The sequence below is a fragment of the Schaalia odontolytica genome, from assembly GCF_009730335.1.
In the GTDB taxonomy this organism is placed as follows: Bacteria; Actinomycetota; Actinomycetes; order Actinomycetales; family Actinomycetaceae; genus Pauljensenia; species Pauljensenia dentiphila.
Genome location: NZ_CP046315.1, coordinates 881,785 through 903,371 on the forward strand (window position 1 = coordinate 881,785; position 21,587 = coordinate 903,371).

A 21,587-nucleotide genomic window follows, 5' to 3' on the forward strand; every position below is an offset into this window, starting at 1 on the left:
ATATGCGGGTGAATGAGACGATCGAACCGGCCCTGGCCTCGTCCCTGACGGAGGCGGGCCCGCTGATCCTGCAGGCTTTCGCCTGGGACATGGCACCGGACGCGAGCCACTGGCGCTACCTCGCCCAGCACGCCCAGGAGATTGCGGACCTGGGCGTCACCATCATCTGGCTGCCGCCCGCATACAAGGGGCAAGCCGCCATCAACGACGTTGGCTACGGCGTCTACGACCTGTACGACCTGGGCGAGTTCGACCAGAAGGGTACTGTGCCTACGAAGTATGGGACGAAGGACGAGTACCTGGGCGCCATCGAGGCCCTGCACGAGGCGGGAATCGCCGTGTGCGCCGACATCGTCCTCAACCACCGCATGGGCGCCGACGCGACCGAGACCGTGCGAGCCACCCCGATCAACCCCCAGAACCGCCACGAGGCCATCGGGGAGCCCGAGACGATCGAGGCGTGGACCCGCTTCACGTTCCCGGGGCGCGCGGGCGCGTACTCGGACTTCACGTGGGACTGGACGTGCTTCCACGGCATCGACTGGGATGAAGCCACGAAGCGCAACGGACTGTGGCTCTTCGAAGGCAAGCAGTGGAACGAGTCCGTCGACACCGAGTTCGGCAACTTCGACTATCTGATGGGCTGCGACGTGCACGTCACCGACCCCCGCGTCAGCGAGGAGCTGGACCGCTGGGGCAAGTGGTACGTCGAGACGACCGGCGTGGACGGGCTGCGCCTCGACGCCGTCAAGCACGTGGGATCGGACTTCTACGCGCGCTGGCTCGAGGACCTGCGTACCTCCACGGGCCGCCTGCTGCCCGCTGTCGGCGAGTACTGGAGCGGGGACGTGCGCGAGCTCGAGGACTACCTGGAGCGAGTCCCCAACGTCATGCTCTTCGACGTCCCCCTGCACTACCACCTCCACCAGGCCTCGGTCTCGGATGGCAACGTGGACCTGGCGCGCCTGTGGGAGAACACGCTGACTGCCTCCCATCCGGACAAGTCAGTCACCTTTGTCGAAAACCACGACACGCAGCCCGGCCAGTCCCTGGCCTCCACGGTCGCCCCCTGGTTCAAGGCGGCCGCCTACGCCCTCATCCTCTTCAACGAAGCCGGGGTTCCCTGCGTGTTCTGGGGTGACCTTCTGGGTTCCCCCGAGTCCGACGACCTGCCCGCCGTGCGTGAGCTGCCGGTCCTCATGAGTATCCGAGCCCGCGCGGCTGTCGGCCCGCAGCACAATGCTTTTGATCATCCCGACGTGGTGGGCTTTGCCCGCGAAGGCAAGGACGAGATCCCCGGCTCCGGCTGCGCCGTCATCCTCTCCGATCGAATGGCCGCTGAGAAGACCCTCTACGTGGGAACACGCCACGCAGGCCAGGCGTGGGAGTGCATCATCGGTGACCACCCGTCCGTGCTCGTCGCGGATGACGGGACCCTCACGGGCGTGGTCAGCGACGGCGGCCTCAGCGTCTACGTGCCCCGCAGCAATGCGTAGAGCATTGGCGCAGCGCCTCGGGCAGTGACCGTATAACGAACCCCGGCCTCGTCCGAAAAGACGAGGCCGAGGAACGTTTCTGTGCGAGCGTTACTCGCTCGCGCCACCCAGTGCGGGGATGCGCTCGATCTGCTCCTTGAAGAAGGACTCGGACGCGGAAATGAAACGGTCGATGTTGATCGACACCTGCGCGTCAGTCATGCCGTAGCGAGACGAGACGAACTGCTCGGCGCACACGCGCTGCGTGCCGTCGTCCAGCGTCGCCACGTAGACCTTGGGCCACTTGGTTGCCGCGTTCCAGTCGTTGCACGCCTGGATGAGGCGCGGGCGCAGCTCCATCGACACATCCTCGCGGATACCGCCCCACATGCTCAGGTCCGCTCCGTCGTCGATCACGGAGAACACGTAGTAGCCGTTCGTGAAGCCCGTGCGCAGGCGATTGTCCTCAACGTCGTACCTGTAGTCGTTGCGCTCGAAGAAGTCGATAAGTGCATGCATGTCGAGGGGACGTATGACTGTGCGACGCTCGAGGGCGCGCTTGCACTCCTCGATGACCTGTGGAGCGTCCTCGTGGGTCGGGTCCATCGCGAGGCACTGCTCCAGGTACGTGATGGCACTTTCCTCCTCGTCCTGCCAGTACAGGGCGGTGCCGATGCGGTAGTACCACTGCGGGTCTGCCATGCCCTCGGCCTCGACGCTGCGCAGCAGCTCCACCGCGTGCTTGATGTGTTCCTGGAAAGAATCCATGTAGGGCTGAGCGTAATTGATGTAGGCGCGCGCCAGCAGGCTCGTCAGCTCGTAGTCCATCGCGGCCGGGGGCTGGCCCTCGATGAGTGCGATGATCTTCTGGTGTTCCTTCTCCTCATGGAGAAGAGCGATCTGGTTGATGAGCGACTCACGAGATTCCACGGGAGCTCCTTCGTATCGAGGCCGAATCTGACTACCAGGTCACAAGCATAACAGGGGACGCGGCGGCGCTACAGCCTCGCAAGAGGCCCTCACTGTGTAGTGTTGGTGAGTTAGCGACCGCGAGAGAAACGGGGAGAGCATGTCTGACGATCTGCGTGCACGCATGAGCGAGTCCGACGCCGCCCATTGGGACGAAATCCAGCGGTGGAAGGACGTGCAGATGCGCCCGATCCGCCCCCGAGTCATCTCCCAGCGCGTCCGCTCGGCGGCCCTTGCGCCCCTGGGTAAGGCGGTGTCCATCGCGCGCAAGGTGCCCGGCGGCGAGGCGCTGACCCGAACCGTGTCCTCCGCTGCCCTCGGCCTCGTCGAGCTGGCAGCCTCCGCATCCGAGGCCTCGGTGCGCCGCAAGCGCATCCTCAAGGCCTATCGTTCCGCGGGCTTTGACGTGCGGACCCTGCAGGACATCCGCTCTCTGACGCTCGACGACGTCCTCACCGTCAAGCCCCGCCTGAGCCTGGCCTATTCGACGACCGCGGCCGCCGAGGGCGCGGTGAGCGGCGTCTTCGCCTCGGGTGGTTCCGTTGCCGCAGTGCTTGGCATGGGCGTGGCTTCCGCCCCGGGAGTGGGCGTCACGGCCTCGGCGATCGCCGTTGATATCACGAGCTTCCTGGCTGCCGCGACCCGCCTCGTTGCGCACACGGCCGCGTACTACGGCTACGACTCGGAGGACCCGACTGAGCGACTCTTCTCCACGATGGTGCTCTCACAGGCGATCGATCCGACGGGCAGCGGTCGCGATTTCGTCGTTGAAAAGCAGACGACGATGCTGGCCTTCAATAAGGTGATGCGCGACCTCGCCCGGCGCGGTTCGCTCGACGGCCTCGGCAGCAACGTGGTCGTGAGCGCGATGAACTCCCTCTTCAGTGCGATGGGCGTGCGCCTGGCATCCCGCAAGCTCGCGCAGATCGTCCCCGTCGCGGGCGTCGTCGTGAGTGCCGGGCTCAATGCCGCCCTGATGCGCACCATCGGAGAGACCGCCGATCACCTGTATCGCGAGCGCTTCCTCGCCGAACGCTACGGCCGCGTGGAGCCTGGCGACGGTGCCTCCACGGACCTGGTGAGGCCTGCCGATACCCAGGAGCTGAGCGCAGACATCGCGCGCTACGTGGAGATCGCCGAGGCCGAGAGCCGCCCGTAGGGGAGTGGCAGTCTCGCTCCCGCGGTTCCATGAAATCGCGATTGTCGGCCGTGTAGGCTGGGGGTATGCCGGATTGTTTAAAGGAAGCGGACAGCGAAGCTGACGACATACGTCAGCGCATGACCGGTGACGATCGTGCGCAGTGGGATGCGATCCAAGAATGGAAGGCTGCTCAGATCAGCCCGCGCAGTCCTCGCGTCATCACTCAGCGCATCCGTTCGTACGTGCTCACCCCTTTGAAAAAGATGGCCGACCTCGCGCGCAAGGTGCCCGGCGGGGCCGCGATTGCGGACAAGACCTCATCGGCTGTCCTGGGGCTCGTCGAGAAGACAACGTCAGCCGCCGAATCCTCAGTTCCGCGAAAGCGAATTGTGAAGGCGTATCGCCGGGCGGGCAACGACATCGAGTGCCTCGAGGACATCCGAAACCTCAACCTGGCCGAGATCCAATTGGTCAGGCCCCACCTGAAGGTCGGATACGCCGTTGCTACCGCGACCGAGGGAGCGGTGAGCAGCATATTCGCGACGGGAGGGTCGGTCGCTGCCCTCCTCGGTCTGGGCATCGCATCGGCACCCGGTATCGGCGTGATCGTGGGGGCGATCGGCCTCGATATCGCGACGTTCTTGGCTTCCTCTGCGCGCCTCGTGTCCCACACGGCTGCCTACTACGGCTATGACACGAAGGACCCAGCTGAAAAGCTGTTTTCCGCGATGGTTTTATCCCAGGCGATCGCCCCGCGTAGCACGGTTGGTGACCATGCCGTCGAGAAGGAGACCTCGATGCGCATGTTTAACAAGGTGGTGCGCAAGCTCACCAAACGCGGATCGATGGAGAGCATCGGGAACAATGCGCTGACGGCGTCCGTGAACTCCTTGTTCGCGGCCCTGGGAGCGCGTCTCGTCGGCATGAAGATGGCGCAGATCCTGCCGATTATCGGCATTATCGTCGGCATGGCCCTCAATGCATCCCTCATCCGTACCATCGGCGTGACAGCGGACAACCTCTACCGAGAGCGCCTCCTGTTGGAGCGCTACGGACAGGACGAAGCGGATGTAGAGGCCGAGGCCACGTCCGATGGGGCAGACAATCCGGATGATCTGGATGAGGAGCTCGCGCACTACGTCGAGTTTGCCAAGGTCGAGAGCCGCCTATAGGCGCTCCCCGGCGCTCGGTTAGCTGCGCGAGTTCCAGTTCTGCCAGTCGTTCCAGTCATCCTCGTCCTGCGCGTCGACTGAAATCATCGGCGCGTGAGAGGACTCGATCGGCTCATCGATCTCGGGTTCGGGCGCGGTGGCGGCCTCGTTGCGCTTCTTGCGGCGCTTGCCCCAGCCCCACAGCCCGCGGCGCTTCTTATCACCTTCCTGCTCGCGCGGGGCTTCCTTCTTCTGGGAGATTTCCGCGTTCCAGTCCTCCTGGAAGGGGGTCGCAGCGGCCGGCGCCTGGAAGGCGGCAGGCATCTGCGGGGATGCGGGGGCCTGCGGCTGTTCGACGACCGAAGGCATGGCGGGCGCACTCTGCTCGAACGGAGCCGGCGTCATCGGGGGAGTGGACACCTGAGGGGCGGGCTCGGGCTGTTGCACCGGCGCGGCCGACTCGGGCGTCCCCCAGTCTGCGGGCCTCTCCCGGCGGACACGACGAATCTGCGCGGTCGGCATCTCCGCGTCATCAATAAACAACATCGACGAGGCCGGGGCGGGTTCCGCGACGGGCTCCGGCTCGACGACGGGGTCCGGCGCGACGATCGGTTCAGGTTCGATGATCGGTTCGGGTTCGACGATCGGATCGGGCTCAGCCGCCACGACGGGCTCCGGCTTGATGACGGGTTCGGGCTCGACCACCGCGACGGGTTCCGGTTCGACCACCGCGATGGGTTCCGGTTCGACGATCGGTTCAGGCTCGACCACCGCGACGGGTTCCGGTTCGACGATCGGTTCAGGCTCGACCACCGCGACGGGTTCCGGTTCGACGATCGGTTCAGGCTCGACCACCGCGACGGGCTCGGGTTCCACGACGGGTTCCGGTTCGACGATCGGCTCGGGTTCCACGACGGGCTTGGGCACCGGAATAGCAGCCTGGCGGACCTTCGGGATTAGCATCGTCTTGGGAGCGTCGACGGCGCTCGCGGGAGGCGGCGGCACGGGCGGAACGGGAGGCATGGGCACGGGAATCGGCACCTGCTGTGCTGCAGGTGCTTCTCCGGGGGCCGGAATAGGCTGAGGAACATGCGCGTCGCGGACCACCTGACGTTGTGAACGTCTGCTCGGGAACACCGGCTGAGCGTCGGCCGCTTGCTGAGCCTCCGAGGCCTGGCGCGAACGACGATGAAGCGAGGAATCAGAGGCGGACTCCGTGTGAGTCTCTCGCTGTGGTGCCGATGCTGCGGCCTGCGGCACCGTCACGACGGGCTGGGACGCTTGCGTGGGTGTCGGACTGGTGGCCGGGGTAGGCGCGACGGTAGGAGCCTGCGGGGAAGCAGGGGGTGCGGCCGGGGCCGCACTGCGCTGAGAAACGCCGGTCATCGGGACCTGGAGGGGGCCGTCGGACATGCCGGCGCCAGGCATCGGCTGGCCGGCCATCGGCTGTGCGGGGCGCTCGGGGAAGACCGCAGGCCTGTGGTCCTTGCGCGAGCGTCGCCTCTTGGGAGCCTCCGGGGTCGCAGCTACGGGAGCAGCGGTGGGCATCGGGCGCGACTTGTGCTCCCACGTGAAACCGGTGTCACGCGGCGTCGGCTGCGGAGGATTCAGGGAGGCCGAAGGACGCTTGGTGGGAGCCGGAGCAGGAGCGGACGTAGCGGCGGGCGCAATCGGTGTCGGAGGGGCGTAGTGCTCCACGCCCTCGTTCCCACGAGCAGGAGAGGGACCGCGTATATGCGAAGCCGGGGTGGCGGCCTGCGTTCCGGATGTCGCTTTCTTTCCACGCTTGGCACGCACAACGTAGACGACAACCACGATGCCGATGACGAGAAGGACGAGGCCAACGATGAGACCGATGAGAAGAGCGATCGGAGGATCGGAGGATTCTTCGGGTGCGGCGGCAGCGTCCGCCGTCGGTGCTACGCTCGAGCTCGCCGAGGCCGAGGTAGGCATCGGGGTCACGCCCCACGGATCCTTCAGTGCATTCGTCGTCGCCGCGGCACTGGGGTCGCCGCCAGGGGTGAGAGACCCTTTCACGGTGATCATTTGGGGGACGGTGTCGGTCCAGGAAGTGACGGAGAATGTGCGGCCCTCGTACGTCGTTGCAGACGTGGAAGCTCCCGCGGTGGCGGACTGTACCTCTCCCTCGACACTTAGGGACAGAGACTTAAGCGTCAAGTCCGGGTGGAACAACTTTCGAGACTCGGTGAGGGTGCGCTCGGCGTGAGCGGTCATGACGAACTCGCCGGAGTCCTCGAGGGAGAACTCAGATTCATTCTCCGCATTCGTGTACATGAGCTGCATGTGGCACACGGTTGCGTCGTCGCGCGTCACGAACTCGACATGCTGGTCCGATGATTTACCGGCGTAGGGCTGGCACGCCGACTCACTCATTGTCCGGGACGGATCAATGATGGTCAGCGTGTCGACGAGCTGGCCGTCCTTGGTCAGGACGAAGGCCTCCGACAGTGTCGGCCCGTCGGCGGCGTAGGCTCCCGACGGTAGCGTCGACACGATGAGTAGTGCCCCGAGCATGGCGCACAGGGCGCGAAAGAGTCGCATGCAGTCCTCCTGATATGAACCACTCGATTATCGTCCGTTCGTGGATACAAAGCAACGAGGGGGAGTGCATGTAAGATTACCTGACCGATCGTCAAATAAAAGAAGTCCGAGTGACAAAGAAAAACACGCCTCGTTGACAAGGCTAGATTGGTGTCTATCCCGTAGGATGACAGGTGTCTACCTGCAGTTAGGTTTTTGATAGCAAATTGCTCATGTGCCCATGTTGATGAAGGAGGTGGCCCATGAAGTGTCGACCCGCTACGCGCGGCGATATTCCCGAAATGACACGCATTATCACCGAGGGGTTCCTTGACTATCCGCTGCATATCATGCTCAAGCCCTACCTCTACCAGCCGGACTGTTACCCACAATGCCTGGCCGCGATTAATCGGATGCTCGCGTCCTCCTATCAGTGGGCACGTCACGCACTTGTCGTGGAGCATGAAGGGCAAGTTGTCGCAACGGCGCTCATGCATGATCGCAAGGTTGGCGTGGTGCGTAACTTCCTCAGTGGAGGCTATGAGCTCTTCCGCTACGCCTCCCCGCACCTCGTGGCTGATTTTCTCGACGTGACCGACCGATCTGATCAGATCGCCATCGATAATGGCGATTTCGACTGGTATCTCGAGGTGCTCTCCGTTGACGCGAGCATGCGTGGTCGCGGCGTGGGGCGTTGGCTGGTCTCCGAGGTCCTGCCGGATTTCGTGGCGAAGCGCGGTGGGCGCGCCTACGGCTTCGTGACCTCGACGGAAAAGAATGCGCGTTTCTATCTTAATGGCGGTTGTGAACTCCTTGACCGCGTCGATGTGCATATGCGTGAGGAGACCTGTCCGATCTGGGCTTTCCAGAGGCGTGCGGAGCTGCTCTAACGCGGGTGCGCTCAGGCGTTTTCTGCCGATTCTCAACTCTGCGTGGCGACAGATGAGCGATTGCGCCTTTGTGCAGGTCGCGGCGCGTGATGCACGTCCCGCACCTCCGCTTGACTTCAAGGACTTGAGGTCTTTTAGGGTGAAGTCATGGTAGGGACTCGCTCCGGGCGCACGTACTCCATCAAGGAGGTAGCGGCGCTCGTTGGGCTGCCCGCGTCCACCCTGCGTTACTACGAGGATGTGAGCGTCATTCCCGCCATCGCGCGTGACCCCTCGAGTGGTCACCGTATCTATCAGGAAGACGACCTTGAGCTGTTGACGTGGGTGTCGTGCCTGTCGGCCTCCGGCATGTCGATTGCTGATATGCGTGAGTATGTTCGCTTGGGCCTTGGTGGTGAGCGCGATGTTTCCGAGTTCATCACCTTGCTGGAGCAGCAGGATGAGCGCTTGCAGGAAGAGGCGCAGATTCTTGAGCTGCGTCGCGAGTTCTTGCGGACGAAAATTTCCTACTGGCGTGCGGTCAGGGGTGGGGACGTTCAGGAAGCCGAGCGTTTGGACGGTGCGGCGCGCGCTTGCTGAGCGCCTGAAAGCCTGGTCGTAGCACCTGCATAGTCCTAGTGGGGCGGGTTCATGCCTGCTCCGAACCCTGCCCCGCTAGGGGGCGTGGGGCCGCGCATTCGACTCGGGTGTGCGGCCCTTCATCGTGGCCGCTGTGGATTCCAGTAGGGGATGGTGCACCGCAGGTGTGCCATCTCGTGTTCGATGAGGGGAGCCAGCTTGTCCCAGGGCGGGGACTCCTCCCCGTGCCACGCTGCTTCCGCGATGACGAGGAGCCTGGGGAGGAGATGGTAGAAGAGGAGGTCTGGGGTGGTGATGGTTGAGGACCATGCCACGGCCTCGACTCCTTTCAGTCGCTCCCCACGCAACGCCTGGGTGGGGTCGTCGAAGAGGGGTGGGTGGGCTCGAGGGGGCTGCTGGTTCGCCCAGGGTGACTGAGGGTGAGAATCTCGGCGTCCGCCAGGATCCACGGCGCTCCAGAGGATTCGGCGGCCTGGCGGCCAGTGTTCCCGGGACGGTGGGCAAGGGGAGTGGTTCCCGGTGGAGGAGTCGGATAGGGCCTCGTGAGGGAGTCCCAGGCGGCCGCGCGCCTGCCCTGAAAGTGGAGGGCGCGCAGTGCCCGGTCGATAAAGTGCCGCTCAATCGCTGCGCCGGAGGTGAGGCCTGCGCGCTTCAGCGAGAGGTCGGATTCCCATGGCCCCCAGTCGGTCGATGCTCCTCCGATATGGATGGTCGGAGTGGGGAAGAGAGCGCAGGCGTGATGGAACGCCGCTTCGACGAAGCTGAGAGAGGCGGCGCTGGGCCAGAGCGTTTCGTTGACCCCATGGGGCGCCTTATTGACGCGGGCGGGGTTTCCCAGGTGGGGATAGGCGCGGATATCGGCTCCAGCGTGGGTCGGTAGGGCGCCATGACGGTCAGGAGCAATTCCATGGTGGCTCCTTGGACTTGGCTACAACAGTGTAACAAGCGTCACTAATGATGCGGAACGTTTTCGTTCGTCAATCTGCGGAATTGTTGAAAGGTTGCGATTATCTCCCGACTGTCAGGTTTGTTGAATGGGTCTACAATGGTCGTGCTGATGTGAATCCAGTCATACTCAAAGAGGAGTGCTTCATGCTGTCGACCGACACCGTTTCCCTCAGTCCAAATCCCCTCGTTGCTGCACTCGGAAAGCCGGCGAAGGAATTTACGAAAGCCGACATCATTGGCTATATCGAGGACAACGGCATCAGGATGCTCAACCTGCGCTATATCGGAGGGGACGGTCGCCTGAAGACGCTGAACTTCGCGATTCAGTCCAAGGCGCACTTGGATCGTGTGCTGACGCTGGGTGAGCGCGTCGACGGCTCGTCGCTCTTCGCCTTCGTCGAGGCAACCTCCTCGGACCTGTACGTCGTGCCCCGCCTGGCCACGTCCTTCCTCAACCCCTTCTCGCACATTCCGACCCTGGATATCCTGTGCGGCTTCTACGACGTCGACGGCAAGCCCCTGGCCTCGGCGCCGCAGGAGATTCTGCGCAAGGCCCAGCGAGCCCTGAAGGAGGAGACGGGTTGTGAACTGCAGGCCCTCGGTGAACTCGAGTACTACCTCTTCTCCGACGAGGAGGACCTGTTCCCTGTCGAACCGCAGCGCGGCTACCACGAATCGGGGCCCTTCTCGAAGTGGGAGAGCGTGCGCACGGAGACCCTCTTGCACCTGGTGTCCATGGGGTGCTCGGTCAAGTACGCTCACTCGGAGGTCGGTAACTTCGTGTCCGACGGTCGTCAGATGGTCCAGCAGGAGATCGAATTTCTGCCCGTGGATGCCCTGGATGCCGCCGACCAGATGGTGCTCGCCAAGTGGGTGCTGCGCGAGGTTGCCCACTCCTACGGCATTCACGTCTCTTTCTCTCCGAAGATCGCGGTTGGCCAGGCCGGTTCGGGCATGCACTTCCATACCCGCCTCGTCAAGGACGGTGTCAACCAGTTCTCGACGGGATCGGGCCTGACGGAGACGGCCCTGAAGGTCATCGGCGGTTACCTGTCGCATGCCGCTTCCCTGACCGCCTTTGGCAACACGGTCCCCACCTCCTTCCTGCGCCTCGTGCCGCATCAGGAGGCCCCCACGGCGATTTGCTGGGGCGACCGTAACCGCTCCGTCCTCGTGCGCGTGCCCCTGGGATGGCAGAACATTGACGACTCGATGTTCCGTGATGCGAACCCCGCCGAGCCTCCGATCGACGAGCTGCCGAATGACTCGCAAACGGTCGAGCTGCGCAGCCCCGACGGTTCTGCGGCCGTCCACCTGCTGCTGGCCGGTATCGCTGTCGCGGCACGTATCGGGCTGACCGAACCGGGCATGGCCGACTACGCGCGCGAACGCAAGGTCGACGGCGACGCCTCGCAGACCCCCGACCTCGATCAGCTGCCCGGCTCCTGTTTCGAGGCCGCCGGTAGGCTCCTCACCCAGCGCGAGGACTACGAGGCGAAGGGCGTGTTCCCCGCCGGCCTCATTGATTCGTGGGCGTCTCACTTGGTTGCACTCGGAGACATGCACCTGCGCGACGACCTGGCCGACTCGCGAATTTCGGTGGAAGAACTCGTCGAACGCTACTTCCACATCGGCTAACGACACGTGCCCCGGCCTCGCAAAGAGGTCGGGGCACGTCGTTGTCACAGACGAACGAGGTCACTCGGGCGGGGCGAAACGTTCTTCGTTCGGGGGGGCCTCGGAGCCCTTCGAGATGGCCGCGCTGCGCGCGTAGGGGAGCGCGGAGGTCTGACGCGCACCCGACTGAGCACGGCGCGCATTCTTCAACGAGGCATCGCGATCGAACTGAGCGTCTGCTGCTCGCCGCTGCGAGGCGGCGCGGCCACGCACAAGCGCTCCGATGATCACCAAGGCCAACACCGACCCAGTCGCTGCGAGGACGGGCATCAAAGAACGCCCGACCGAGCTACCACCTCGCTGCTCAGAGGAAGATACGGGGCTGGTGCTCGACGAGGGGGAGGGGGATGGCGCCGGCGCGGAGGCCCCCGGCGCAACCGAGCCCGACGCACTCACGTTGTCCGTCACGCCGTGCCACACGACAGTGCTCGTATCGTTCTTCGTGGACGACGAAGGAACCGAAATCTCCCCGCCGTCAGAGGCTTCGACGACAACTGAATCGTGAGCGATGAGGGTCACCGACTCGATCGAGGCCGACGCCTCGGGCGAGGAAAAACCCTCCAGCAGTCGGGCCGACGTCGACTCGAAGTGGAAGACCCCACCGTCGTCAACCGAGACGACCTCGGCGTTCGCGTCCTCGAGGTTCCAGGTGAAACGGCATCCCAAGACCCCGCCCACATCCACCAGCAGCGAGGAAGTCGCCTGTGCGGCTGTGCCCATCGACTGGCACTGCTCACCGATCAATGCGTGATCCGTCGACAGGGTCACCTGATGGGTTGCGCTCACGCCCGGCGTCATCTCGTAGACCTCGACGAGGCGAATCTGCGTCGGCTCGTCCGCATACGCCGCAGCGCCGCCCGCCGTCAGTGCGAGAGCCCCAGCGGTGCCGAGCAGCGCTCGCGTGAGCCTCATTCGGCCTCGTCCTCAGCGCGCAGTCGCGGAACAGATGTCTTCTCAGGGTGAATACCCACCTTGTCGGCGTAAAACGCGCGGATGGCCTCCATGTCGGCGTGCACGTCGCCCGTCAGCTGGTACGTCGGGCCCCAGCCGAACGTGCGGGTGTTGCGGTCGATGAAGCCCAGCTGGATCGGCACGCCTGCCTCCATTGCGATGCGGTAGAAGCCGGACTTCCAGAAAACACGCGGCGATCGCGTGCCCTTCGGCGTGATGCACAGCGTGAAGGTGTCTGCCTCGCGGATGCGCTGGGCAACCTGCTCGACCAAGCCGTGCGAGGCGCTGCGCTCAACGGCGACCGCGCCAATCTTTTTCACGAACCAGCCGAGCACCGGGGCCTTGACGACGGAATCCTTCACGAGGAACGAGAACGTGCGCCCAGACTTCCACATGGAAATCGCCATGAAGACACCGTCCCAATTCGAGGTATGCGGGGCGCCGATGACGATGACCTTGTCCGGCAGGGGCTGCGTGGACAGCTTCCAGCGGGAAACAGACAGGTATGCGGACGCGATCGCGGAAGTGAGAGCCATGAGGGCCTTTCTGGTCGTAGCTGGAGCCAATCCTACCCGCGGGTCGGTCAGTCCAGCGTTTCCACGGCAAGGGTCTGCGTCATGATGTGGGGGTGCCCCGGCCACAGCGTCAGCGCGCGTTCGCGCACCGCCGCGGTTTCCACGCACACGAAGTTCTGCCACTCGCCCTCGCCGATGTCGCTCATCGTGGCCGCGCCCTGCGACCAGGGGTTCCACACGATCGTGGAGCCCGAACCGCTCTTGTCCACGATGATGCGTCGGCCCAGCTTCGGATCGACGACCTGGACCAGCTGGGTGGAGGTATAGACTCGGTCCGTCGGGCCGATAAAAGTCACGTCGCCGGTCTGGGTGGCGTAGCGCTCGCGGACCTTGTCGTAGTAGCGCTCTCTGTCCAGGCCCTCTACCGTCACGTCCTTGACGTCGCCGACGTGCAGGTAGGTGTGCAGGGCGGCCTCGATAGCGAAGGGGTGGTCGTCCTCGTTTGTGAGGGTCAGGGTCGTGTTCAGCTCAGCCCCGGCGGTGATGTCCAGGCGCGCGCAGAAGGAGTGTGGGTAGAGGGCAGAGGTCTCGCCCGTGTGGTGCAGCTCGAAGGAGAACGAGGCTGGGGCGTCGTTCGCGGGTTGGGTGCTTCCCAGCAGCGTCCAGGGGCTCGTGCGGGCGAACCCGTGGGCACCCGCTCCCTGGCCGGGCCTCGTCGGGGAGTCGGTGGGGCTGCCGAACCAAGGCAGGCACAGGGGGATGCCGCCGCGGATCGCCTTCGTACCATCCAACACCGCGCGGGAGGACAGCCACAGGACATCCGGGTGACCCGCAGGACGCCACGACAACAGGTGCGCACCGAAGAGGGTGACAAGGGTCGAGGCTTTAGAAACGTCTGCGCTGAGCGTGGTGATGTCAGTCATACAAGCCAGTTAACGTCATAGCTTGTGACCGAGCAAATAGACGGGCCGATGGTGCCTCACATCGCCGCCACGTGTCCACGACGTGGTGGAATTCGCAACACGGGGATCGTGTTGCCCCTCGTTCAGCCGATATTCTTAGAGTCGTATGTGCGTGAAATCGGTTCGAACCGGTTGTGTCTGCGGCTTCCATGCCCCCCTCACACGCATAAATCTGTATCCACATTTGAGGAGTCCACATATGTCCACGCGTCCCGACCTGCGAAATGTTGCCATCGTCGCGCACGTCGATCATGGCAAGACCACGCTGGTTGACGCAATGCTCTGGCAGTCCGGAGCGTTCTCCGAGCGTGACACGGTTGAAAAGACCGGCGAGCGCGTCATGGACTCCGGCGACCTTGAGCGTGAGAAGGGCATCACCATTCTCGCCAAGAACACCGCCGTCCACTACACCGGCCCCGCCGCACAGGCCCTGGGTCTCAAGGATGGCGTCATCATCAACGTTATCGACACCCCCGGCCACGCCGACTTCGGTGGTGAGGTCGAGCGAGGCCTGTCGATGGTCGACGGCGTCGTCCTCATGGTCGATGCTTCCGAGGGCCCGCTCCCGCAGACCCGCTTCGTGCTGCGTAAGGCCCTCCAGGCCCACCTGCCCGTCATCGTCGTCGTCAACAAGGTAGACCGTCCCGACTCGCGTATCGAAGAGGTCGTCTCGGAGACGACCGACCTGCTCCTGTCGCTGGGCGAGGACCTCATGAACGAAGGTATCGACATCGACGTGGACTCCCTCATGGACGTCCCCGTCGTCTACGCCTCCGCTAAGGCCGGTAAGTGCTCGCTGGAAAACCCCGGCGACGGCCAGCTGCCCACCGAGAACCTCGAGCCCCTGTTCGAGACCATCCTGAACCGTATCCCCGGCCCCACCTACGACGAGGACATGCCGCTGCAGGCCCACGTCACCAACCTGGACGCCTCCCCGTTCCTGGGCCGTCTCGCCCTGCTGCGCATCCACAACGGCACCCTGAAGAAGGGCGCTGACGTGGGACTGGCGCGCCACGACGGCACCATCCAGCGCGTCCACATCTCCGAGCTGCTGGCCACCGAGGGCCTCGAGCGCGTGTCCACCGACTCCGCCGCCCCCGGGGATATCGTTGCCGTCGCCGGCATCGAAGACATCATGATCGGCGAGTCCCTCGTCGACCTCGAGGATCCGCGTCCCCTGCCGCTCATCACGGTGGACGACCCGGCCATCTCCATGACCATCGGCATCAACACTTCGCCCATGGCCGGCCGCGTCAAGGGCGCTAAGGTCACGGCCCGCCAGGTTAAGGACCGCCTCGACCGCGAGCTCATCGGCAACGTGTCCCTGAAGGTTCTGCCCACCGAGCGCCCCGACGCCTGGGAGGTCCAGGGCCGTGGCGAGCTCGCCCTGGCGATCCTGGTGGAGCAGATGCGCCGCGAGGGCTTTGAGCTCACCGTCGGCAAGCCGCAGGTTGTCACCAAGGAGATCGACGGCGTGCTCAGCGAGCCCATGGAGCGCATGACGATCGACATCCCCGAGGAGTACCTGGGCGCCGTCACGCAGCTCATGGCCGCCCGCAAGGGCCGCATGGAGACCATGGCGAACCACGGTTCGGGCTGGATCCGCCTTGAGTTCGTGGTTCCCGCCCGAGGCCTCATCGGCTTCCGTACGCGGTTCCTCACCGAAACGCGCGGTACCGGCATCGCCTCGTCCATCTCCGAGGGTTACGCCCCCTGGCAGGGCTCCATCGAGCAGCGCCTCACCGGCTCCCTCGTCGCTGACCGCGCTGGCCAAGCCACCCCGTACGCGATGACGAACCTGCAGGAGCGTGGCTCCTTCATCGTCGAGCCCTCCTCCGAGGTCTACGAGGGCCAGGTTGTGGGCGAAAACCCGCGCGGCGAGGACATGGACGTGAACATCTGCCGCGAGAAGAAGCAGACGAACACGCGTAGTGCGACCGCCGACGTGTACGAGTCGCTGACCCCCTCGCGTAAGCTGACCCTCGAGGAGTCCCTCGAGTTCGCGGCCAACGACGAGTGCGTCGAGGTCACGCCCGAGGCCGTGCGCGTGCGCAAGGTCGTCCTGGACGCCCAGGAGCGTTTCAAGATCGCCGCTCGCGAGCGCCGTGCCAACCGCTGAACCGCGCCTGCTTCCCCGCTCGCTAGATGGTGGGCGGGGGAGGTACGCGCTTGCCCGTCACCATCGTGCGGGCATCCACGCGAACCGGCCCGCGCCTCGTCGCGACCGTGACGTGCGTGGGGGCCACCTCGAGCGCCTCTCCCAGAGCGTCGTGTAGGCCGTCTGCCAGACGGTAGCGGATGACGATCCTCTCGCCGACCGCGAAGCTCATCCACGGCAGCTGGGGAATTGCGCCAGGCGCGCGTGTGGAAAATTCCTTGCGCGCCCCTTCGGTCTCGGTGTGCTGAATCGGCGTATTCTCGCCGCTCGCAGCGCTGTCGGGGACGCGGGGTGACTCGGGGCTGCTCATACGTGAATAATAGAATCAACGAGTCTTTAGAACTGACCAGGAGGAACGTCTCATGACCTACGTCATCGCGCAGCCCTGCGTGGACGTCAAGGATCGCGCATGCGTGGACGAGTGCCCCGTCGACTGCATCTACGAGGGTGCCCGTTCGCTCTACATCCACCCCGAGGAGTGCGTCGACTGCGGTGCATGCGAGCCCGTGTGCCCGACCGAGGCCATCTTCTACGAGGACGACCTGCCCTCCGAGTGGTCCGACTACCTGCGCGCCAACGTCGACTTCTTCAACGATCTGGGTAGCCCCGGTGGCGCCCAGAAGACCGGCGTCCAGGACTTCGACGATCCGATGATTGCCGCGCTGCCGCCTCAGAATGAGGAATGGAAGGCCGAAAATCTCTGACAGTCGATAGGGTAGGGGTATGACAACGATCCTTCCTCGCCCTCTTGACCTGCCCGAATTCCCCTGGGATCAGCTGGCGCCCGCCAAGGCGCGCGCCACTGAACATCCCGGGGGAATTTGCGATCTGAGCGTCGGAACTCCGGTCGACGACACCCCGGCGTTCATCCGCGAGGCACTCGCCGACGCTTCCAACGCGCACGGCTACCCGACGGTGATCGGAACCGCCGAGGTGCGAGACGCGATCCTCGCATGGGGACAGCGCCGAGGCATGGTCGATGTCGGCCACGGTGGCGTCATCCCAACGATCGGGTCGAAGGAAGCTGTCGCCTGGATTCCCGCCCTGCTGGGCGTGCGCCCCGGCGACATGGTCCTCGTGCCCGAGGTCGCCTACCCGACCTACGACATTGGTGCCCGCCTGGCCGGTGCCACCCCCGTCGCTGTCGACCCGACGAATCCTGACGCCTGGCCCGAGGCCACCCTCGTCTACCTGAACTCCCCGGGCAACCCCGACGGGCACGTCATGAGCAAGGACAAGCTGCGCGCGGTCGTCGCCTGGGCGCGCTCCCACGGCGCCGTCGTCGTCTCCGACGAGTGCTACGCGGCCCTGCCCTGGTCGGAGCCCTACGTGAGCGAGGGCGTGCCCTCCCTGCTCGATACGGACGTGTGCGATGGCGACGCGAGCGGCCTCCTCGTCCTGTACTCGCTGTCCAAGCAGTCGAACCTCGCAGGCTACCGCGGTGCCCTCATCTATGGTGACCCCGCGCTGGTCGCACCAATCGTTAGCGTGCGCAAGCATTCCGGACTCATGGTGCCCGCCCCCGTCCAGCACGCGATGGCGGTTGCCCTCCGCGACACCGAACACGTGGAACGCCAGCGCAGCGTCTACGCCGCGCGTCGCGCGCTCCTCCTCGAGGCGCTGACCGACGCCGGCCTCGACGTCGACCCCGACACGGCGGCCGGCCTGTACCTGTGGGTCTCGGACCGCGCGAATCCGACCGACTCGTGGGCCCTCGTGAATCGCCTGGCCGAGCTCGGCATCCTCGTGGCGCCCGGCGACTTCTACGGCACGGCAGCCCACGGGCGTGTCCGTGTGGCCCTCACCGCCACCGACGAGCGTATTCAGGCCGCAGCGAGCCGCATTCGCGAGGCCTGGGCGGCCCCGGCCTCGTTGGTGAGAAGACTCAGTTCGACGCGTGCAGCGCGTCGTTGAGCTCGATACCCACGATGCCTGCGCGGGCGATGGCCTCGATGCGGCCCGTCTGGGAGTTGCGGCGGAACAGGATGTTCGATGCGCCCGACAGCTCGCGTGCGGCAACCGTGCGCGGCTCGGCCTCGCCGGAAGAATCGATGAGCGTGACCTTCGCTCCGGCGGTCACGTACAGTCCGGCCTCGACGACGCAGTCGTCGCCGAGCGCGATGCCCAGGCCCGAGTTTGCGCCCAGCAGGCAGCGCTCGCCCAGGCGCACACGCTGCTTGCCGCCGCCCGAGAGGGTGCCCATCGTGGAGGCGCCGCCGCCCACATCAGAGCCATCGCCAATGACGACGCCCTGCGAGACGCGGCCCTCGACCATCGAGCGGCCCAGCGTGCCCGCGTTGAAGTTGACGAAGCCGGCGTGCATGACGGTCGTGCCCTCGGACAGGTAGGCGCCCAGGCGCACGCGCGTGCCGTCGGCGATGCGAACGCCGGAGGGCAGGACGTAGTTGACCATCGGCGGGAACTTGTCGACGCCCTGCACGGTCACGGGGTGACCGTCGCGAGCGCGCAGGCGCAGGCGGGTGGCCTCGAAGTCGGCGACGGCGCACGGGCCTGCATCCGTCCATACGACGTTGGGCAGCACCGCGAAGATGCCGTCCAGGTTGATCGTGTTGGGCTTCACCAGACGGTGGGAAAGCAGGTGCAGTCGCAGGTAGGCGTCCTCCGTCGAGGCGGGGGCTTCCTGCAGGTCAATCGTCGTGGTCACGACGACGGTGCGCGCGCGGCGCGCGTCATCGACGCGCTCCAGCACGGACAGCGAGGTCGCCAGCTCCTCGTCGGTCCCGGGATCGCCCAGGTGTGGGGCGGGGTACCACGTGTCGAGTGTCGTGCCGTCCAGAGTGATCGTTGCGAGGCCGATGCCCCATGCAGTGCTGTTGTCCATGCCCCTACAGTACGGGGCATGGTGGGGGTGATTGGCGCCGAAACTCAGGGGCGCGGCGCATCCCACAGGTCCGGCCAGAACACCCCAAGCTCGGTGGCCATGGAGCGCAGCAGCGGCAACGAGATGCCGACGACCGAGTGATAATCGCCCGTCACACCCTCGATGAAGGGGCCGCCCAGTCCATCCACCGTGAAGGACCCTGCCACGTGCAGGGGCTCGCCGGTGGCGACGTATGCGTCGATCTCAGCATCCGAGATGTCCCCGAAGTGGACCTGGGTCGAGGCGGAGCGGGTGACGGTTGCGGTGATCGTGCGTTCGTGCCTCTGGTCGTCATCCGACGAGGCCGGGGCGAGGATCGCGGCCGAGTGGCCCGTCCATAGGGTGGCGCTCGTGCGGCGCATGGCGCGGATGCGCTCGCGGGCTACGTCGGGGGTGTGGGGCTTGCCGAGCATCTGGCCGTCGATCTCGAGCATGGAGTCGCAGCCAACGACGAGGACGGTCTCGTCCTCGGGTAGTTCGGCGTTGGTGCCGGGCGTACTCAGGGCTTTGCAAACGTCGGCACACTTGGCTGCGGCGAGCGCTGCAACTTCGTCCGCCGGGGTGGTCGTGCATCCCGAGAATGCGCGCCCGCCGGGCAGCGCAGCGAGGACGGCGTCCTCATCAACGGTGGAAACCTGGATGATCGGTGTGATGCCCGCCGCAATGAGTGTTGCGCGGCGGGCCGGGGATGCAGAGGCAAGAACAAGGCGCATAGGGACATTGTGGACCATCGTGCGAGAAGCGTGTAGACAAACTGAAATTAATTGCAAGATGGAGGGTTTTCGCAGGTAAACGTGCAAAACGCTGGTGAAAAACTCATCAGACTACTACACTTGTCTACGTACGAGGTCACAATCTCGATGTGACTTTGAAAAGTGATCTGATATACCGTTACCCGCTGATGTGGTGTTGAGTCAGCCCAAAGAGGAGGGATTTGCGATGGATGAGCACGCGGCTTCGTCCCCTGCAACTCCTGATGAACTGACCGCAACAAGCTACGTTCCCCAGCTTCTCGGTGGTCATCTGATGTATTCGGCCCGCGATCTCGCGGAGATGACGAATACGCCTATCGAGCGCGTTTTTCGTTTCTGGATTGCCCTTGGCTTTCAGGCTCCCACCGCAGACGACAAGGTGTTCTCTCAGCGCGACCTGGAAGTTTTCAGTCGCTGGCACGACCTCGTCGAATCCGGTGGCATTGACACGGCAACCTCGCGCTCTCTCCTGCGTGCCAACGCTCACCTGGCCGATCGCCTTGCCCTGTGGCAGTTCGAAGCGCTGGTCGAGGATTCAATGCGTCGTCTGATGCTTGATGACACGACGGCCCGCATGTACGTGCTGGACCATATGCGCGAGTACATCGACGTCTTCCAGGAGATGTTCACATACGCCTGGCGGCGTCAGCTCGAGGCAACCCTGTCCCGTTTTGATCGCGAGGTGTCCCAGCGTGGGCACGAGGAGCGGCATAACCGATTCCCGCTCAACCGCTGCCTCGGCTTTGTCGACATGGTGTCCTACACGTCGTCCTCGACCATCCTCGGTGATGCCCTCGTGGGTCTCATTGAACGCTTCGAGGAGGAGAGCCGTAACGCTGTCATCGAGGAGGGGGGGCGCGTCGTCAAGATGATCGGTGACGCCGTCCTCTACATCGCCGATGACCTGCCGACCGGTCTGCGCGTGGCCACTGCCCTCATCGAGAGGCTGAACGCCGACGATGAGATGCTGCCCGTTCGAGCATCCTTCGTGCGCGGAGACGTCTTCTCGCGATCGGGTGACGTCTTCGGACCCACGGTGAACCTCGCGTCTCGCCTCGTGGACATTGCTCCGGTGGGTAAGATCCTCACCGATCCGACCACGGCTGCCGCCATTGCTGCCGGTGAGGTCGGCGACGGGTACGAACTCGAAGAGTTCCCAACCGCGGACTTGCGCGGTTTCGGCCCTGTCTCGCCGTACCTGCTCTCAAGCGTTGTTAAATAACGTGCATCTCGCAGTGTGAACGAGTGCTTGACCGGCCCGCATAACGGGTCAAGAACGGTGCAAGTTTTGGTTCAGAATTGCTAAGATGTAAGCGTGACTACAGTTCTCCTTGTTGAAGACGATCCGGCCATCTCCGAGCCCCTCGCCCGTGCGCTGGGCAGGGAAGGCTACGACGTGCGCGCACACGCGACAGGCGCTGAAGCCCTCGCAGATGTTCGCGGCGTTGACCTGGTCGTCCTGGACCTCGGACTGCCCGACATGGACGGCCTGGATGTCGCCCGCGAGATCCGCTCCTCCGGCAACCGAGTCCCGATTCTGATCCTCACTGCGCGCACGGACGAAGTCGACATGGTCGTCGGCCTGGACGCGGGCGCAGACGACTACGTGACGAAGCCCTTCCGCCTCGCGGAGCTCCTCGCTCGCGTGCGGGCACTCCTGCGTCGCCAGGCTGCCGAACCTGCCGAGGGTGAGCTGCGCGCTCAGGACATTCGCATGGATGTCGCCGCGCATCGCGCCTTCGTGGGCGATGTTGAACTTAGCCTGACGGCCAAGGAATTCGACCTGCTGCGCGTGCTCCTGCGCGAGGCCGGTTCCGTCGTTGCTCGCGACACCCTCATGCGTGAGGTGTGGGGCTCGGATCCGACCGGCTCCACGAAGACTCTCGACATGCACGTGTCGTGGCTGCGTCGCAAGCTCGGTGACGATGCGACCGACCCGCACTACATCACGACCGTGCGCGGGATGGGATTCCGCTTCGAGAACGCTCGCTGAGCGC

The 21,587-nt window shown here is 64.8% G+C and carries 21 protein-coding genes; 11 read left to right on the forward strand and 10 right to left on the reverse strand.

Going from position 1 to position 21,587, the window contains the following annotated elements; all coding sequences use genetic code 11:
- Window positions 1-2: 2 nt before the first annotated feature.
- Window positions 3-1,496: an alpha-amylase gene (locus tag FOC40_RS03835; RefSeq protein WP_003794458.1), complete on the forward strand. Its 1,494-nt coding sequence runs from the start codon at window positions 3-5 to the stop codon at window positions 1,494-1,496.
- Window positions 1,497-1,586: 90 nt separating this feature from the next.
- Here FOC40_RS03835 and FOC40_RS03840 read toward each other — a convergent pair whose 3' ends face one another.
- Window positions 1,587-2,405 carry a YbjN domain-containing protein gene (locus FOC40_RS03840; RefSeq protein WP_003794453.1) on the reverse strand — a complete coding sequence of 273 codons (819 nt, stop codon included), beginning with the start codon at window positions 2,403-2,405 and terminating at the stop codon, window positions 1,587-1,589.
- A 163-nt stretch (window positions 2,406-2,568) separates the two neighbouring features.
- Here FOC40_RS03840 and FOC40_RS03845 point away from each other — a divergent pair, with 163 nt between their 5' ends.
- Both FOC40_RS03845 and FOC40_RS03850 read left to right on the forward strand, forming a co-directional pair.
- Window positions 2,569-3,603: an EcsC family protein gene (locus FOC40_RS03845; RefSeq protein WP_003794451.1), complete on the forward strand. Its 1,035-nt coding sequence runs from the start codon at window positions 2,569-2,571 to the stop codon at window positions 3,601-3,603.
- Between the two features lie 65 nt (window positions 3,604-3,668).
- A complete protein-coding gene (locus tag FOC40_RS03850) occupies window positions 3,669-4,757 on the forward strand; it encodes an EcsC family protein (protein ID WP_003794449.1) in 1,089 nt (362 codons plus the stop codon).
- A gap of 18 nt (window positions 4,758-4,775) precedes the next feature.
- On the opposite strand, the gene FOC40_RS10670 is transcribed toward FOC40_RS03850, so the two are convergent.
- Complete coding sequence (locus FOC40_RS10670) at window positions 4,776-7,298, reverse strand: hypothetical protein (RefSeq protein WP_003794447.1); 2,523 nt, start codon at window positions 7,296-7,298, stop codon at window positions 4,776-4,778.
- Window positions 7,299-7,540: 242 nt separating this feature from the next.
- Here FOC40_RS10670 and FOC40_RS03860 point away from each other — a divergent pair, with 242 nt between their 5' ends.
- Both FOC40_RS03860 and FOC40_RS03865 read left to right on the forward strand, forming a co-directional pair.
- Complete coding sequence (locus FOC40_RS03860) at window positions 7,541-8,167, forward strand: GNAT family N-acetyltransferase (protein WP_196773361.1); 627 nt, start codon at window positions 7,541-7,543, stop codon at window positions 8,165-8,167.
- Window positions 8,168-8,314: 147 nt separating this feature from the next.
- Entirely contained in the window at window positions 8,315-8,746 is a 432-nt protein-coding gene (locus tag FOC40_RS03865) for a MerR family transcriptional regulator (RefSeq protein WP_003794442.1), read from the forward strand.
- 119 nt (window positions 8,747-8,865) lie between these two features.
- Here FOC40_RS03865 and FOC40_RS10865 read toward each other — a convergent pair whose 3' ends face one another.
- Together FOC40_RS10865 and FOC40_RS10825 are read right to left on the reverse strand one after the other, a co-directional pair.
- Window positions 8,866-9,060 (reverse strand): hypothetical protein, encoded by a 195-nt coding sequence (locus FOC40_RS10865; RefSeq protein ID WP_039929251.1) that lies wholly within the window; start codon window positions 9,058-9,060, stop codon window positions 8,866-8,868.
- Between the two features lie 14 nt (window positions 9,061-9,074).
- Window positions 9,075-9,650 (reverse strand): family 20 glycosylhydrolase, encoded by a 576-nt coding sequence (locus FOC40_RS10825; RefSeq protein ID WP_131240538.1) that lies wholly within the window; start codon window positions 9,648-9,650, stop codon window positions 9,075-9,077.
- Window positions 9,651-9,838: 188 nt separating this feature from the next.
- On the opposite strand from FOC40_RS10825, the gene FOC40_RS03880 reads away from it, so the two are divergent.
- Window positions 9,839-11,332 (forward strand): glutamine synthetase family protein, encoded by a 1,494-nt coding sequence (locus FOC40_RS03880; RefSeq protein ID WP_034511742.1) that lies wholly within the window; start codon window positions 9,839-9,841, stop codon window positions 11,330-11,332.
- A 60-nt stretch (window positions 11,333-11,392) separates the two neighbouring features.
- Here FOC40_RS03880 and FOC40_RS03885 read toward each other — a convergent pair whose 3' ends face one another.
- Genes FOC40_RS03885 through FOC40_RS03895 form a run of 3 tightly spaced genes read right to left on the reverse strand, consistent with a single transcriptional unit; the run spans window position 11,393 to window position 13,760 of the window.
- Window positions 11,393-12,283 (reverse strand): hypothetical protein, encoded by an 891-nt coding sequence (locus FOC40_RS03885; protein WP_003794434.1) that lies wholly within the window; start codon window positions 12,281-12,283, stop codon window positions 11,393-11,395.
- Window positions 12,280-12,858: a 1-acyl-sn-glycerol-3-phosphate acyltransferase gene (locus FOC40_RS03890; RefSeq protein ID WP_003794433.1), complete on the reverse strand. Its 579-nt coding sequence runs from the start codon at window positions 12,856-12,858 to the stop codon at window positions 12,280-12,282. The genes FOC40_RS03885 and FOC40_RS03890 overlap by 4 nt, the downstream gene beginning before the upstream one ends.
- A 47-nt stretch (window positions 12,859-12,905) precedes the next feature.
- Complete coding sequence (locus tag FOC40_RS03895) at window positions 12,906-13,760, reverse strand: D-hexose-6-phosphate mutarotase (RefSeq protein ID WP_003794431.1); 855 nt, start codon at window positions 13,758-13,760, stop codon at window positions 12,906-12,908.
- Window positions 13,761-13,998: 238 nt separating this feature from the next.
- Here FOC40_RS03895 and typA point away from each other — a divergent pair, with 238 nt between their 5' ends.
- Complete coding sequence (typA, locus tag FOC40_RS03900; RefSeq protein ID WP_003790213.1) at window positions 13,999-15,918, forward strand: translational GTPase TypA; 1,920 nt, start codon at window positions 13,999-14,001, stop codon at window positions 15,916-15,918.
- Between the two features lie 22 nt (window positions 15,919-15,940).
- Here typA and FOC40_RS03905 read toward each other — a convergent pair whose 3' ends face one another.
- Window positions 15,941-16,267, reverse strand: a complete 327-nt coding sequence (locus tag FOC40_RS03905) for a hypothetical protein (RefSeq protein ID WP_003794427.1) — start codon at window positions 16,265-16,267, stop codon at window positions 15,941-15,943.
- A gap of 52 nt (window positions 16,268-16,319) precedes the next feature.
- Here FOC40_RS03905 and fdxA point away from each other — a divergent pair, with 52 nt between their 5' ends.
- Window positions 16,320-16,661: a ferredoxin gene (gene fdxA / locus FOC40_RS03910; RefSeq protein WP_003790208.1), complete on the forward strand. Its 342-nt coding sequence runs from the start codon at window positions 16,320-16,322 to the stop codon at window positions 16,659-16,661.
- A gap of 19 nt (window positions 16,662-16,680) precedes the next feature.
- Entirely contained in the window at window positions 16,681-17,871 is a 1,191-nt protein-coding gene (gene dapC, locus FOC40_RS03915) for a succinyldiaminopimelate transaminase (RefSeq protein WP_003794425.1), read from the forward strand.
- Here dapC and dapD read toward each other — a convergent pair.
- Both dapD and FOC40_RS03925 read right to left on the reverse strand, forming a co-directional pair.
- A complete protein-coding gene (gene dapD / locus FOC40_RS03920; RefSeq protein ID WP_003794423.1) occupies window positions 17,843-18,799 on the reverse strand; it encodes a 2,3,4,5-tetrahydropyridine-2,6-dicarboxylate N-succinyltransferase in 957 nt (318 codons plus the stop codon). The genes dapC and dapD overlap by 29 nt on opposite strands.
- A gap of 44 nt (window positions 18,800-18,843) precedes the next feature.
- A complete protein-coding gene (locus tag FOC40_RS03925) occupies window positions 18,844-19,551 on the reverse strand; it encodes a Maf family protein (RefSeq protein WP_003794421.1) in 708 nt (235 codons plus the stop codon).
- A 226-nt stretch (window positions 19,552-19,777) separates the two neighbouring features.
- Between FOC40_RS03925 and FOC40_RS03930 the strand changes: the two genes are divergently transcribed.
- Window positions 19,778-20,812: an adenylate/guanylate cyclase domain-containing protein gene (locus FOC40_RS03930; RefSeq protein WP_039929247.1), complete on the forward strand. Its 1,035-nt coding sequence runs from the start codon at window positions 19,778-19,780 to the stop codon at window positions 20,810-20,812.
- 93 nt (window positions 20,813-20,905) lie between these two features.
- Window positions 20,906-21,583 carry a response regulator transcription factor gene (locus FOC40_RS03935; protein WP_003794418.1) on the forward strand — a complete coding sequence of 226 codons (678 nt, stop codon included), beginning with the start codon at window positions 20,906-20,908 and terminating at the stop codon, window positions 21,581-21,583.
- Window positions 21,584-21,587 lie beyond the last annotated feature (4 nt).